We start from the raw sequence: 12913 nt of genomic DNA, 5'->3' as shown, positions 1-12913 counted from the left end.
CATCCCATCAACCCACCGGAGAACACCATGGCAAAAGGACAGCAAAACAAGGACAAGATGGTCAAGAAGCCGAAGAAGGACACGGCACCTCCGAAAGCGGTGTCGCCCGATGCGGTGCGCCCGACCGTCGTCACGCAAGTTCCCCTGCGCGGCAAGCTGAAAAACAAATAAGCGGGCAAATGACGCAGTCCGACACGCCTGCAGCGACACCGGCCCAGCCCGGTAACCCGCTGCACGGTGTCACGCTGGAAGCCATGGTCACCGCCCTGTCGGAACACTATGGCTGGGAAGGCTTGGGTGAGCGCATCGCGATCCGCTGTTTCACCTTCGAACCCAGCGTCGCGTCCAGCCTGAAGTTCCTGCGCAAAACCCCCTGGGCCCGTGACAAGGTCGAAAGCCTCTACCTCTTCATGCTGCGCGAGCAGCGGCGTGCCGCCCCGACCGTACACAACTTCCCGCCGCCCAAAAGCTAGGCCGCCATCGGGTTGGCGAACAGCAGCATCATGGCCACGCCGACACCGATCAGGAAGTTGGCATCGATCAGGCCCGCCAGCAAAAACATCTTGACCTGCAGCGGCTCCATCAGTTCGGGCTGGCGCACCGAGCCTTCAATGAAGCGGCCGCCCATCACACCAATGCCCAGGCAGGCGCCAATGGCGCCCAGGCCGATCATCAGACCACATGCAATCGAAATGGCACCTGCGTCACTCATGGTTTTCTCCTTCATCAAAGTTACCTGCTGATGGATGAATCATGAGCGCGACGCAACAGCAAAACCATGACCTCGCAGGTCATGGCGTCCCCCACGGTTTTGAACTCGTGTATGCCGATGCCGCCCTGCTGGTGCTGGCCAAACCCGCCGGCCTGCTGGCGGTGCCGGGCAAGGGCGAGGACAAGCAGGACTGCCTGAGCGCACGCGTCCAGGCGAGCTACCCCGACGCGCTGGTGGTGCACCGGCTCGACATGGCCACCTCGGGCCTGATGCTGATGGCGCGCAGCATCGGCATCCAGCGCGCCCTGGGCGCGCTGTTCGAACGCCGCGAGATCCACAAGCGTTATGTCGCGGTGGTGGATGGCCGGCCCGAGGCAGCCCCGGATCCTGGTCCCCGGGGCTGGAACCTGATCGACCTGCCCATCGTGGTGGACTGGCCGCGCCGGCCGCTGCGCATCATCGACGCCGAACGTGGCAAGGCCAGCCAGACGCGCTGGCGGGCGGTGGCGTTTGACGCTTCCAGCCACAGCACCCGCGTGGAGCTCGAACCCGTCACCGGCCGCTCGCACCAGCTGCGTGTGCACCTGCAGGCCCTGGGTCACCCGATTCTGGGCGACAGGCTGTATGCACCCGAGAACGTGCAGGCCCGCGCGCCCCGGCTGCTGCTGCATGCCTGCGCGCTGGGTTTTGCGCACCCGGTCAGCGGCCTGCCCCTGCAGTTCGACAGCCCCGCACCCTTCTGACAGCTTCTGACAAGCCGGGGCGCCAGGCCGGAACTTAGTCGCCTGCTTCGCATCCCAGACTGATCACTGGAGACTGTCAATGCGCCCTGTCCCACCGCCTTTTCCCCCGGCCGCCCTGCTGCGCCGCCGCACCGTGGCCGCCGCCTTGGTGGCAGCCCCTGCGCTGTGGCTGGGTGCCCGCGCCCAGCCCGTCGCTGCTCGCCGCGCCACACCAGCGCAAACCGAAGGGCCGTTTTACCCGGTGGCCCCGCCCCGCGACAGCGACCATGACCTGCTGCGCAACGGTACGCTGACTTATTCCGAGGGGCAAAGCGCCTGGATCGAGGGCAGCGTCAGCGACCTGGCCGGCAAACCCGTGGCCGGCGCCCAAGTGGAGATCTGGCAATGCGACCACGCCGGCCACTACCACCACCCCGGTGACGGTGACAGGGCCGACCGCCGCTTCCAGGGCTTTGGCCGCGTGACGGTGGGCGCCGACGGCCGCTACCGCTTTCGCACCCTGCGCCCCGTGGCCTATGCCGGGCGCACACCGCATATCCACGTCAAGGTCAAGGTCGGCCAGCGCGAACTGCTGACCACCCAGATGTATGTGGCCGGCGACCCCGGCAATTCGCGCGACTTCCTGTGGCGCAGCCTGGGTGAGGCGGACCGGGCGGCCCTGACCGTGCCGTTTGCGCCGGGCAGCGACGGCCTGCAGGCCCGCTTTCCCATCGTGCTGGCCGCCTGATCCGCCGGGAAAAGGCTCGGCGTCACGGTTTGTCGGTAACATTGCCAGCCATGACCCAACATCTTTTTATCCTCACCGGCGCCTCCCGCGGCATGGGCCTGGCGATGGCGCGCAAGCTGCTCAAGCCGGGCAACACCCTGCTGTGCATTTCACGCAAGGCCAATGACACGCTGGCCGCCCAGGCCAAGGTCGCCGGCACGCCGCTGCTGCAGTGGACGCTGGACCTGGCGCGCAGCGCGGACGCCAGCGCGCGGCTCGAACAATGGCTGCGCGAGCAGGCCCACGCCGGCTTCTCCAGCGCCGTGCTGATCAATAATGCCGGCATGATTCCGCGCATCGGCCCGCTCAGCGACGCCGACGCCGACGACCTGCGCCTGGGGCTGCGCGTCGGCCTGGAAGCACCCATGCAGCTGACCGCGGTTTTTTTGCGCGCCACCGAAAACTGGCCGGCGCGGCGCAAGGTGCTCAATATCTCGTCAGGGCTGGGACGCAAGGCCATGGCCTCGCAGTCCATCTATTGCGCAGCCAAGGCCGGCATGGACCACTTCACACGCTGTGTGGCGCTCGAAGAAGCGCTCAAGCCGAACGGCGCGGCCGTCTGCTCGCTCGCGCCCGGCGTGATCGACACCGACATGCAGGTCCAGTTGCGCAGCGCCGACGCGTCGGCGTTTCCCGACCAGCAGAACTTCATCAGCCTCAAGGACAAGGGCCAGCTGACGTCGCCGGACGAAGCCGCCGCACGCATCCTGGCCTACCTGGCCCGGCCCGACTTTGGCAGCCAGCCGGTGGCCGACGTGCGCGACTGAAATCCTGCCTGCAACGTTAGCTCGCTATATTTTTGATAGCTGCTTGCGCTTTCGGGATCTTGGCTGAGGGCCTATTTCGTTCGTAAGCTCTCGGCGAAATCTTTTGCGGCATCGCGCTGCGTCTGTGGTCCGCCGTGGACAGTAGGCGTAACTCCCCACTCCCACCCCTAACCCCTCCCTCGCCCCGCTGGGCGATGGAGGGGAACTTCATTTGGCAACGTGTTCTGCACCCGCGTGCATGAATGGCGGTCTGTTGAGTCCGACATGCCGCGCTTTGCGCGTCATGTCTCCCCGCACCCGAATCCGAACCTGCATTTATTTTTTCCACCCGTCGGGCTGGGCCGAGGAGCGCAGCCGAAAGTGGATCAGGGCGAGCGATTGTTTGAGCCGAAGGCGAGTTCGAGCTCGACCCCACTTTCGGCGAGCACCGCAGGTTGCCCGCAGCGAAGCGGAGGGTCCCAGACCATCGGGTCGCCTTTCTTTTGGGCACTTTTCTTTGGCGACGCAAAGAAAAGTGCCTCGCCCGCCGGGGCGAGACCCGGCTAGTTGGCAAGCTACAGCACTTCAAAAAGAAGCGAGCAGTCAGCAAACATGGATCCCGGATCAAGTCCGGGATGACAGAAAGCGTAGGAGATTGCTATTAATTTAGTAGCAACTCGTGCACGCCAGACATTGGCTAGAGATCTGTTGGATACGCGAAGAACTCAGTCCCGCACCACCAGAATCGGCAAATGCGCATGCGCCAGCACCTGCGCAGCGACGCTGCCGAGCACCAGCTTCTCCAGTCCGCGACGCCCGTGCGAACCCAGCACGATCAGGTCGGCACCGATCGCACTGGCGGTTTCCAGAATGCCGCGGTAAATTGCGTGGCCTTCGATGATGGAGGCCTTGACCGACACACCTGCCGCTTCCAGCACCTGCGTGGCGCCCTTGAGGGCCTCGTTGGCTTCCGCCGTGGCCGCCCCGAGGTACTGCGCCTGGCCATAGGCGAAATCGGTGCCCACCCCGCTGAAGGCGTAGGGATCGATCACGTAGATCACCGTCACCGTGCTTTTGAAAGCCTGGGCCAGCCCGCAGGCCTTGTCGACCGCCATCATCGAGGTGGAGGAGCCGTCAACCGGCAACAGGATGTGTTTGAACATGATCAGGCTTCCTTCACAAAACTCACTCGTGCGAGGCCATCAGGGTTCGATCTTCACACCTTTCCAGAAAGCCACATGGCCCTTGATGTTGTCGGCCTCGGGTTTCGGGTCGGGGTAATACCAGGCGGCGTCGGTGTTCATCTCTCCATTGACCAGCAGCGAGTAGTAGCTGGCCTGCCCTTTCCACGCGCACATGGTGTGGTGGTTGCTGAAGGTGATGTAGTCGCGGTTGAGCGAACTTTCGGGGAAATAGTGGTTGCCTTCGAGCACCACGGTGTCGTCGCTTTGCGCAATCACTGCGCCGTTCCAGATGGCCTTCATATCTTTTCTTTCATGGGTTGCCGGGGTCCGCCACGTGCGGAGGGGAAAAGGAAAAAAGGGGGTTACCTGCCAACAATCTTCGCACACTCTGCAGGGCCTGCGAGGCCAGCCAGGAAAAGCCAAAAAGAAAAGGCGTGATGGTTACCCATCACGCCTTTTTCGAGATTCTGTGTGACATCGCGCCGCCGGGGCGGCGACCGATCAGGCCATGCGCAGGTTGTTGCCTTCAACAATCACGCGGGAACCCACGGGGATCGAGCTGGATACTTCCACGGTGCGGGTCGAACCGTCGTTCATGCGCACGCGCACCTGGTAGACGGTGACCTTCTTCATGTTTTTCTCGATCTGGTTGCCTGCAAACGCACCGCCGGCGGCGCCGAGTACCGTCATGGCCGTCTTGCCGCTGCCGCCACCCACCTGGTTGCCCAACAGGCCGCCGACCACGCCGCCCGCAACGGTGCCCAGGCCGACGGTGGTGTTGCCCACGGCGACACCGTTGACTTCGCCCTGGCGCTGCACGGCAGTCACGGCTTCCACCGTGCCGCAGTCGGCGCAGACCACGGGCCTGGGCGCTACGGGTGCCGGTGCCTGAGCCACCACCACAGGGCGGGGCTGGACGACCGGTTTGGCGGGAGCAGGCCGGGCTGCAGTGCTGTTGGTCGAATTGTCGCTGGCCAGCTTGGCGGCTGTGCTGTTGCTGGCCAGCTTGCTGGAAGTGCTGGACTGTGTCGTTGGGGCCAGGGCCTCGGTGCCACCAGGCTGCGCGTCAGAACGGTTGACCACAAGTGCGGCGGCGAGCGCCATCACGGTGACCCCGAGCACGGCCACAATCGCGATCAGCGATTTGCTGTGCTGCATGCGTTGCGAGAAGGCGGGCTGGTTGCCGGGGGTGGCGGGTGTCTGGTTATTTGTATCCATGATGGGTACTCCTTGGTTGAGCCTCAGTTGTAACCAACTCATGTGAACGCGGATGTAGGACGACGTGACATTCGTAAGGGAAGGTGAGCGCGACCCCTCTCAATGTGTGCTTTATTGCACACTTGCGAACAGCTTCATCCGCCGCTCACCGCCGCTTGACCTGCGCTTTACACACCACCGTGCGGGTGGGTCGGATCAATCCACAACACCTGTTCGGGCTTTTCGGCCGGCGCGATGTCGAGGTTGATGGCCACCGCTTCGCCGTCGCTGCGGCAGAGCACACACTCGAGCAGCTCGGTCGGACTCGCATTGATTTCCTGGTGCGGCACGTAGGGCGGCACATAGATGAAGTCGCCCGGACCCGCCTCGGCCGTGAATTCCAGGTGTTCCCCCCAGCGCATGCGGGCACGGCCCCGGACGACATAGATCACGCTTTCCAGATGACCGTGGTGGTGCGCGCCGGTCTTGGCGTTGGCATGGATGGTGACGGTGCCGGCCCAGAGTTTTTGCGCACCGACGCGGGCGAAATTGATGGCCGCCTTGCGGTCCATGCCGGGCGTGGACGGCACGTTGCCGTCGAGCTGGCCCCCGGGGATCACGCGCACACCGTCGTGTTTCCAGTCGGTGCCTTCGGGCGCATGGCTGTGCCCGTGGGGGTGGCTGTGGCCGCTGTCGTGGCTCATGGTGTGTCTCCGGGGAAAAAACTGATTTCTAGTCCAGCAGGGCAGCGTACACCAGGCTGCGAAACAGCGGCCGGTAGTGGTCGCGCTGGTTGGGCGCCTGGATCATCAGCAGCGCATACAGGTCCTCGGCCGGGTCCACAAAAAACGTGGTGCCGGCGATGCCGCCCCAGTAGTACAGCCCTTTCGAGCCGGGCACGGACGCGATGCCGGTGGCAGTGCGCACGGCAAAGCCGAGGCCGAAACCATAACCGGGCGGCAACACGTCACCCGTGACGGGGATGGCACCCAGATGGTCGGCGGTCATGAAGTCCACGGTGCGCGAACCGAGCAGGCGCACACCATCGAGTTCGCCCCGATTGCGCATGAACTGCAGAAAACGCGCGTAATCCATGGCCGTAGACAACAGGCCCCCGCCACCGCTTTCCATGGCCGCGACGCGGCGCGGCTCCAGCACGCGCATGGGCACGCCGCCGTCCGGGTCGTGGGCAAAGGGCTCGGCAATACGCGCATGCTCGGACGGTTCTACGGCAAAACCGGTGTCGTGCATGCCCAGCGGAAGGAAGATGTGGCGACGCAGGTACTCACCCAGGGTCAACCCGCTGAGCACTTCGACCAACCGCCCCAGCACGTCCGTCGCGCGGCTGTATTCCCAGACGCTGCCGGGCTGGTACATCAGCGGCAAACCGGCCAGCACGCTGGAAAACTCCGCGTTGCTGCGCTCACGCGAACCCATCTGCAGCTTGCCATACTGGCGCTGTACGTCGGCGCTTCCCAGAAACTCATAAGTCAGGCCGGCCGTGTGGCGCAGCAGGTCCTGCACGGTGGCAGCCCGGTGGACATCCTCGAGCGTCACCTGCCCGCCCCGCTCCACCGCGACCTTCTGGTTGGCAAATTCCGGCAGGTGCCTGGCGACCGGGTCACTGAGCAGCAGCCTGCCCTGCTCCACAAGCATCATCACCGCGACCGACACCACGGGTTTGGTCATGGAGTAGATGCGGAAAATCGAATCGCGCGTCATCGGACTGCCTGCAGCCGGGTCCTGCTGGCCCAGGCTTTCGAACAGGGCAACCTTGCCGCGGCGTGCCACCAGCGCCACTGCGCCGGGCAGTCGCTCACGGTCGATGTCGGCCTGCAGCACGGCCAGCAGGCGCTGCAGGCGCTCAGGGCACAGGCCCACTTCGGCGGGCGCGGCAAAAGCCAGTTCGGTCATGGTTGCCCGCCTCAGGCGCCGTAACGCTCACGCGCCAGCGCCGCACCCTGGGCCAGCGCCTGCAGCTTCTTCAGGGCCACCTCGCGGTCCATGGGCGCCAAGCCGCAGTTGGTGCAGGGCAGCAGGCGGTTCTTCGGCACGTACTTGAGGGCTTCGCCGATGGTGTCAGCGATCTGCTCGGGGGTTTCAATCTCGTCGCTCGCCACGTCGATCACACCCACCATCACGTCCTTGCCTTCGAGCAGGGCCATCAGGTGCGGCGGCACATGCGAGTGATAACACTCGAGGCTGACCTGCTGGATGCTGCTTTTGGCCAGCGCGGGAAACACCGCCTCGTACTGGCGCCATTCCTGGCCCAGTGTTTCCTTCCAGTCGGTGTTGGCCTTGATGCCGTAGCCGTAACAGATGTGGACCGCTGTCGTGCAGGTCAGGCCCTGCGCGGCACGCTCGAGCGCCTTCACGCCCCAGTCGGCGGCGTCTTTCATGTAGACGTTGAAGGCCGGTTCGTCGAACTGGATGATGTCCACGCCGTCGGCCTGCAGCGCCAACGCTTCCTGGTTCAGCAGCTCGGCAAACGCCATGGCCATCTTCACGCGGTCGCCATAAAACTGGTCGGCCACGGTATCGACAATCGTCATCGGGCCGGGCAGGGTGAACTTGATCTTTTTCGTCGTGTGGGCGCGCAGCAGTCGCGCCTCGGCCGCATGCACACGCCCCTTGAGTTTGAGCGCGGACACCACCTGCGGCACCATGGCGTCGTAGCGGTTGTTGCGTATGCCCATCTTGACCTTGTGCTCGAAGTCGATGCCCTCGACCTGCTCGAGAAAGCCGTGCACAAAGTGCTGGCGCGACTGCTCGCCATCACCAATGACGTCCAGGCCGGCATCCTCCTGGGCCTTGATCCAGAGCAGCGTGGCATCGGCCTTGGCCTGGGCCAGCTCGGCACCTTCAGCCTTCCACTGCGGCCAGAGTTTGTGGGTTTCCGACAGCCAGGCCGGTTTGGGCAGGCTGCCGGCAATGGTGCTGCTGAAAAGGGGTCGTGTCATGAAAGGTCTCCTGTTGTTCTGTGCAAGTTGTTATTGGAATGTCAGCCCGCAGGAAATTGGGCTGCCAGCAATTCGTAGGAACGGCGGCGCGCCACCGGGTCGTGCGTCCAGGTGATGACCACCAGCTCCTCGACCTGCAGGCTGTCGGAGAGTGCACGCAGCTTCCCGGCGACCTGTTCGGCGCTGCCCACCAGCGCTGTGCGCCGCAGCCGTTCGGCCTCGGCCTGCTCGGCCGCGCTATAAGGCCGCTGCGCGACTTCGGTCGGTGACTGCAGCGGCCCCAGCGCGCCCTGGTGGCGGTCGACTTTCCAGCGCTCGCGGCTGGTGAAAAGTTGCCAGGCTTGGTCCTCGGTGTCAGCGGCCAGCGCCCACACACACAGCGCGGGCTGCGGTTCGGGGTGTTGCGGGCTGGGCCGGTACAGCTCGCGGTAAAGGGCCAGCGCCTCTTCGGCCCCCTGGCCGTCGGTGATGAAGTACGCAAACGCATAAGGCAGGCCGTAATGCGCCGCCAGCTGCGCGCCGTAGTTCGAGCTGCCCAGCATCCACAGGGTGGGCGTGCCCGGCCCGGTCGGGTTGGCGGTCACGCCGCGGCCCGGGTGGCCTTCGGGCAGATCAATACCACCGACCCAGGCCTGCAGTTCACGCACCTGCCGGGGAAAGTCATCGGCCGCGTGACGCGCATTCGGGTTGAGCAGCTGGGCCGTGCGCCCGTCCGAACCCGGCGCACGCCCGACACCGAGGTCGATGCGACCCGGGGCCAGCGCCTCCAGCACGCGGAACTGCTCGGCGACCTTGAGCGCCGAATAATGCGGCAGCATCACGCCGGCACTGCCGATGCGGATGCGCTGCGTGGTGGCGGCGATCGCGGCCATCAGCACCTCGGGCGCGCTGCCCACAATCGTCGGGTGGCTGTGGTGCTCGCTGACCCAGAAGCGGTCGTAGCCGAGCGCCTCGCAGTGCTGCGCCAGCGCCAGCGTTTCGCGGATGGAGGTATCTTCACTGCGGCCGGTGACGGCGACGGACTGGTCGAGAACGGACAAACGGATCATGCGTGAACTATAGCCAGCCTGAGGTGCCCGGACACGCGGCCGGACAAAGGTCTGTTCCAATAGGGGGTTACCACCCGCCCCTCACCCAACCAGCAGACCGCCATGGCACTCAAAGCCACCATCTACAAAGCACAACTGGCCATTGCCGACATGGACCGCGGCGTCTACGCCGACCACAACGTCACGATCGCGCGCCACCCTTCCGAGGCCGACGAACGCATGATGATCCGCCTGCTGGCCTATGCCCTGAACGTGACGGCCGACGACAACAAAGGCAAGCTGGAGTTCGCCAAAGACCTGTGGGATGTCGACGAGGCGGCCCTCTGGCACAAGGACTACACCGACCAGATCCTGCACTGGATCGACGTCGGCCAGCCCGATGACAAGCGCCTGATGCGCGCCGCCGGACGCGCCGAACGTGTCACCGTCTACAGCTTCGCCAGCAGCACGCCGGTGTGGTGGAAGGCCATCGAAAGCAAGCTGACCCGCGCGGCCAACCTGGTGGTCTGGCAGATCGAGGCGGCGCAAAGCCAGGCGCTGGCCAAGCTGGCCAACCGCACCATCCAGCTGCAGGTGACGATCCAGGACGGCACCGTCTGGATGAGCACCGGTAGCGAGTCGGTCGAGATCACGCCGATCCGGCTCACCGCCGGCGGCTAGAACTCACGCCGTCAGGGCGCCTGGCCGCCCTGCTGCTGGTAAGGCGGCAGCCGGGCGCCGCAGTTGAAGCAAAAATTCGCATCGGCGGCGTGGCCTTCGGTCAGGCATTCGTGGCAGGTGCGTGTGGTGGGGGTCTGAAACAGCTGGTGACGTCGCTGTGCGGCCATTTCCGCGGTCACGATGCCGGTCGGCACGGCCAGGATGCCCCAACCCATCAGCATCATGAAAGACGCAATCAACCGGCCCAGGTCGGTCTTGGGCGTGATGTCGCCAAAACCCACGGTTGTCACCGTGCTGATCGCCCAATAGACCGAGGTCGGGATGCTGGTGAAGCCGTTGCCCGGCCCCTCGACCACGTACATCACCGTGCCCATGACCAGCACCACCATCACCACGGCCGAGAGGAACACCAGGATCTTGCGCCCGCTCGCGGCCAGGGCGCGCCCCAGAAACTGGTATTCGGCCACATAGGCGGCCAGCTTGAAGATGCGGAACACGCGCAGCAGGCGCAGCACACGCACATCGATGAGCGCATGCAGCTCGGGGAAAAACAGCGCCAGGTAGGTCGGCAACACGGCGACCAGGTCGATGATGCCGAAGAAGCTGGTGGCGTACTGCAGCGGCCGGCGCACACACAGCAGGCGCGCAATGTATTCGGCGGTGAACAGCAGCGTGAAAATCCACTCCAGGCCGTTGAGCGCACGGCCATGCACCTGGTGGATAGCCTGCACGCTGTCCGCCATCACCACCGCAATGCTGAGCAGGATGACGGCGATCAGGGCCTGGTCGAACAGGCGTCCGGCGCGGGTGTCCGCTTCAAAAATGATGGTGTACAGGCGCAGCCGCCAGCCGGCCAGCGGCTTGTCGAGCAAGGGATCAGAGAGGGGTGGTGAAGGTTTTTCCATGAGCGCAGGCAACGCGTCGGGAGCGTCGCACCTGTTCGAAGTCCGGGAGACGAACCTTAACCGATGTGGGCGGTCGCGCGCCGGCGCCGCCAGAATACTCTTGTTTTGATAGCTGCCTGCGCCCGCCCGACAAGGGCTGCAGGCACTTTTTTATCAAAAACTTCAGGCGGTGGCGACTTCCGCCTCCTGCAGGGTGCGCCACATCACCTTGCCCGAGCCGCTTTTCGGCAGGGCATCGACAAACTGCACCACACGCGGGTACTTGTAGGCCGCCATGTTCTCCTTGCACCAGTCGATGATGTCCGCCTCGCTGACCTGCCCCTTGTGGCTTTGCCGCAGCACCACCACGGCCTTGACGGTCTCGCCGCGGTAGGCGTCGCGCGTGGAGATGATGCAGGCTTCCTGGATGGCCGGGTGCTTGAACATCAGCGCCTCCACCTCGGCCGGCCAGACCTTGAAGCCTGACGCATTGATCATGCGTTTGAGCCGGTCGGTGATGAAGAAGTAGCCCTCTTCGTCGACGCGCCCGAGGTCGCCCGAGCGGAAGAAGCGCTTGCCGTCGATCTCGATGAAGGCTGCCTCGGTGGCCTCGGGCCGCTTCCAGTAGCCGGAGAAATTCTGCGGCCCGCACATGATGATTTCGCCCTGCTCGCCCAGCGGCATTTCTTCCAGCGTCAAGGGGTCGATCACGCGCGCATCGACATTGAGAAAAGGCACACCCAGGCACTGCTGCTTGGTGGCGTCGGGCGGGTTGCTGTGCGAGGGCGCGGCAGTTTCGGTCAGGCCGTAACCCTCGGCAAAACGCAGGCCGTACTGCTCCCACAGGCGCTGGGCCACGGCTTGCGGCATGGCCGCGCCGCCGCCGCCGATGTAGACCAGGCTGCTCAGGTCAAACTCCGCAAAGTTCGGGCTGGCCAGCAGGTCGATCACCATGGTCGGAATGTTGGTCCAGTGGGTCACGCGCCATTTGGAGATCAGCCGGCCCGCCAGTTCGCGGTCCCAGCGCGGCATGATGACCAGCGTTGCGCCGCCGTAGATCGAGGCATGCATGACCGACACCATGCCGGTGATGTGGAACATGGGCACGACCGAGAGCACGGTGTTTTCCGGCGTGCTGTTGCCCCACAGGCTGCTGGCCACCGCGTTGTGCATGATGCTCGCATGGGTGTGCATGCAGCCCTTGGGCAGGCCGGTGGTCCCGCTGGTGTAAGGCAGCACCGCCAGGTCCTGCGGTGTGGCGGTGTGGCCGGGCAGCCGGCCCTGCGCGCCCTGCGCCAGCGCATCGGCCCAGGACGTGACCCGGCAATCACCGGCCGCGGGTGCCGGGTGCTGCGTGCCCAGCCACTCCTGCCAGGCGGGCGGCAAGGCTGCCGCTTCAGCCTGCAGATCAAAAGCGTCGCTGTAATGCGTGACGATCAGGTGTTGCAGCTGCTGCCCGGGCGGCAGCCGGATATTGGCCTTGACCAGCTCCGGCGCCAGGTCCGCCGAAGTGATGGCCACCCGGGCGTCCGGGTCGGTGATGTAGTGCTTGAGTTCTTCCGCGCGGTTCATCGGGTTGACCGGCACCACCACGGCGTTGGCGCGCAGGATGGCAAAGTGGGCAATCACCCATTGCGGACAATTCTGCATGTTCAGCACCACCCGGTCGCCTTTTTGGACACCCATCTCATGCAGCGTCGCCGCCAGCCGCTCGGCTTTGTCCAGCACCTCGGCATAGGTGAAGACACGCCCGAAGAAGACCAGCGCCGCCTTGTTCGGGTAACGCAGCGCGCTGACCGCCAGGTTGTGCCACAGCGAGGTGGCCGGTGCGGAGATGCGATGCGGCAGGCGCTTGGGCCAGACCTTGTAATGCAGGGTGTGCGGGACGGCGCTTGGGCTAGCTGCCGTTGCAGCTGTTTTCGGGTCGGACAAATCGGGCTCCAGATTGCAGGAAATTGAAGCTACAGCCTACTCCACCTGCACCGCCCGTCCATCGGGGAAGCTCCTGATAA

The 12913-nt window shown here is 64.9% G+C and carries 16 protein-coding genes; 6 read left to right on the top strand and 10 right to left on the bottom strand.

What is annotated here, in order from left to right; genetic code table 11:
• The first annotated feature begins 27 nt into the window (after positions 1-27).
• The gene (locus AAG813_RS05800; RefSeq protein ID WP_293593498.1) at positions 28-171 is read left to right on the top strand and encodes a hypothetical protein; all 144 of its coding nucleotides are present in this window, start codon (positions 28-30) and stop codon (positions 169-171) included.
• 8 nt (positions 172-179) lie between these two features.
• Entirely contained in the window at positions 180-473 is a 294-nt protein-coding gene (locus AAG813_RS05795) for a VF530 family protein (protein WP_300515140.1), read from the top strand.
• On the opposite strand, the gene atpE is transcribed toward AAG813_RS05795, so the two are convergent.
• Entirely contained in the window at positions 470-712 is a 243-nt protein-coding gene (gene atpE, locus AAG813_RS05790) for a F0F1 ATP synthase subunit C (RefSeq protein WP_293593500.1), read from the bottom strand. The two genes, AAG813_RS05795 and atpE, sit on opposite strands and share 4 nt — an antisense overlap.
• 41 nt (positions 713-753) lie before the next feature.
• On the opposite strand from atpE, the gene AAG813_RS05785 reads away from it, so the two are divergent.
• From AAG813_RS05785 to AAG813_RS05775, 3 genes are all read left to right on the top strand, one after another.
• A complete protein-coding gene (locus AAG813_RS05785; RefSeq protein ID WP_341912771.1) occupies positions 754-1455 on the top strand; it encodes a pseudouridine synthase in 702 nt (233 codons plus the stop codon).
• A gap of 79 nt (positions 1456-1534) precedes the next feature.
• Positions 1535-2182, top strand: coding sequence for a protocatechuate 3,4-dioxygenase (locus AAG813_RS05780; RefSeq protein ID WP_341912768.1), 648 nt, complete (start codon positions 1535-1537; stop codon positions 2180-2182).
• 50 nt (positions 2183-2232) lie between these two features.
• A complete protein-coding gene (locus AAG813_RS05775) occupies positions 2233-2988 on the top strand; it encodes an SDR family NAD(P)-dependent oxidoreductase (protein WP_341912766.1) in 756 nt (251 codons plus the stop codon).
• A gap of 704 nt (positions 2989-3692) precedes the next feature.
• On the opposite strand, the gene AAG813_RS05770 is transcribed toward AAG813_RS05775, so the two are convergent.
• From AAG813_RS05770 to AAG813_RS05740, 7 genes are all read right to left on the bottom strand, one after another.
• Positions 3693-4130: a universal stress protein gene (locus AAG813_RS05770; RefSeq protein ID WP_341912764.1), complete on the bottom strand. Its 438-nt coding sequence runs from the start codon at positions 4128-4130 to the stop codon at positions 3693-3695.
• Positions 4131-4169: 39 nt separating this feature from the next.
• Positions 4170-4451, bottom strand: a complete 282-nt coding sequence (locus tag AAG813_RS05765) for a DUF427 domain-containing protein (RefSeq protein ID WP_293593505.1) — start codon at positions 4449-4451, stop codon at positions 4170-4172.
• A gap of 201 nt (positions 4452-4652) precedes the next feature.
• On the bottom strand, positions 4653-5369 hold the full coding sequence (locus AAG813_RS05760; protein WP_341912758.1) for a glycine zipper 2TM domain-containing protein: 717 nt from the start codon (positions 5367-5369) through the stop codon (positions 4653-4655).
• Between the two features lie 167 nt (positions 5370-5536).
• Positions 5537-6052, bottom strand: coding sequence for a cupin domain-containing protein (locus tag AAG813_RS05755; protein WP_341912756.1), 516 nt, complete (start codon positions 6050-6052; stop codon positions 5537-5539).
• 28 nt (positions 6053-6080) lie between these two features.
• Positions 6081-7262, bottom strand: coding sequence for a serine hydrolase domain-containing protein (locus AAG813_RS05750; protein WP_341912753.1), 1182 nt, complete (start codon positions 7260-7262; stop codon positions 6081-6083).
• An 11-nt stretch (positions 7263-7273) separates the two neighbouring features.
• On the bottom strand, positions 7274-8308 hold the full coding sequence (locus AAG813_RS05745) for a methionine synthase (RefSeq protein ID WP_341912751.1): 1035 nt from the start codon (positions 8306-8308) through the stop codon (positions 7274-7276).
• Between the two features lie 41 nt (positions 8309-8349).
• Positions 8350-9354: an LLM class flavin-dependent oxidoreductase gene (locus AAG813_RS05740; RefSeq protein ID WP_341912919.1), complete on the bottom strand. Its 1005-nt coding sequence runs from the start codon at positions 9352-9354 to the stop codon at positions 8350-8352.
• 105 nt (positions 9355-9459) lie between these two features.
• On the opposite strand from AAG813_RS05740, the gene AAG813_RS05735 reads away from it, so the two are divergent.
• A complete protein-coding gene (locus AAG813_RS05735; protein ID WP_300562038.1) occupies positions 9460-10017 on the top strand; it encodes a YaeQ family protein in 558 nt (185 codons plus the stop codon).
• An 11-nt stretch (positions 10018-10028) separates the two neighbouring features.
• Here the strand turns inward: AAG813_RS05735 and AAG813_RS05730 are convergent, their stop codons facing one another.
• Complete coding sequence (locus tag AAG813_RS05730) at positions 10029-10922, bottom strand: ion transporter (protein WP_341912748.1); 894 nt, start codon at positions 10920-10922, stop codon at positions 10029-10031.
• A 162-nt stretch (positions 10923-11084) separates the two neighbouring features.
• Positions 11085-12776 (bottom strand): long-chain fatty acid--CoA ligase, encoded by a 1692-nt coding sequence (locus AAG813_RS05725; protein WP_341912917.1) that lies wholly within the window; start codon positions 12774-12776, stop codon positions 11085-11087.
• Between the last annotated feature and the right edge of the window lie 137 nt (positions 12777-12913).

The organism is Polaromonas sp. YR568 (genome assembly GCF_943371715.1).
Lineage (GTDB): Bacteria > Pseudomonadota > Gammaproteobacteria > Burkholderiales > Burkholderiaceae_C > Polaromonas.
This window is presented reverse-complemented; position numbering and strand designations above follow the sequence as displayed.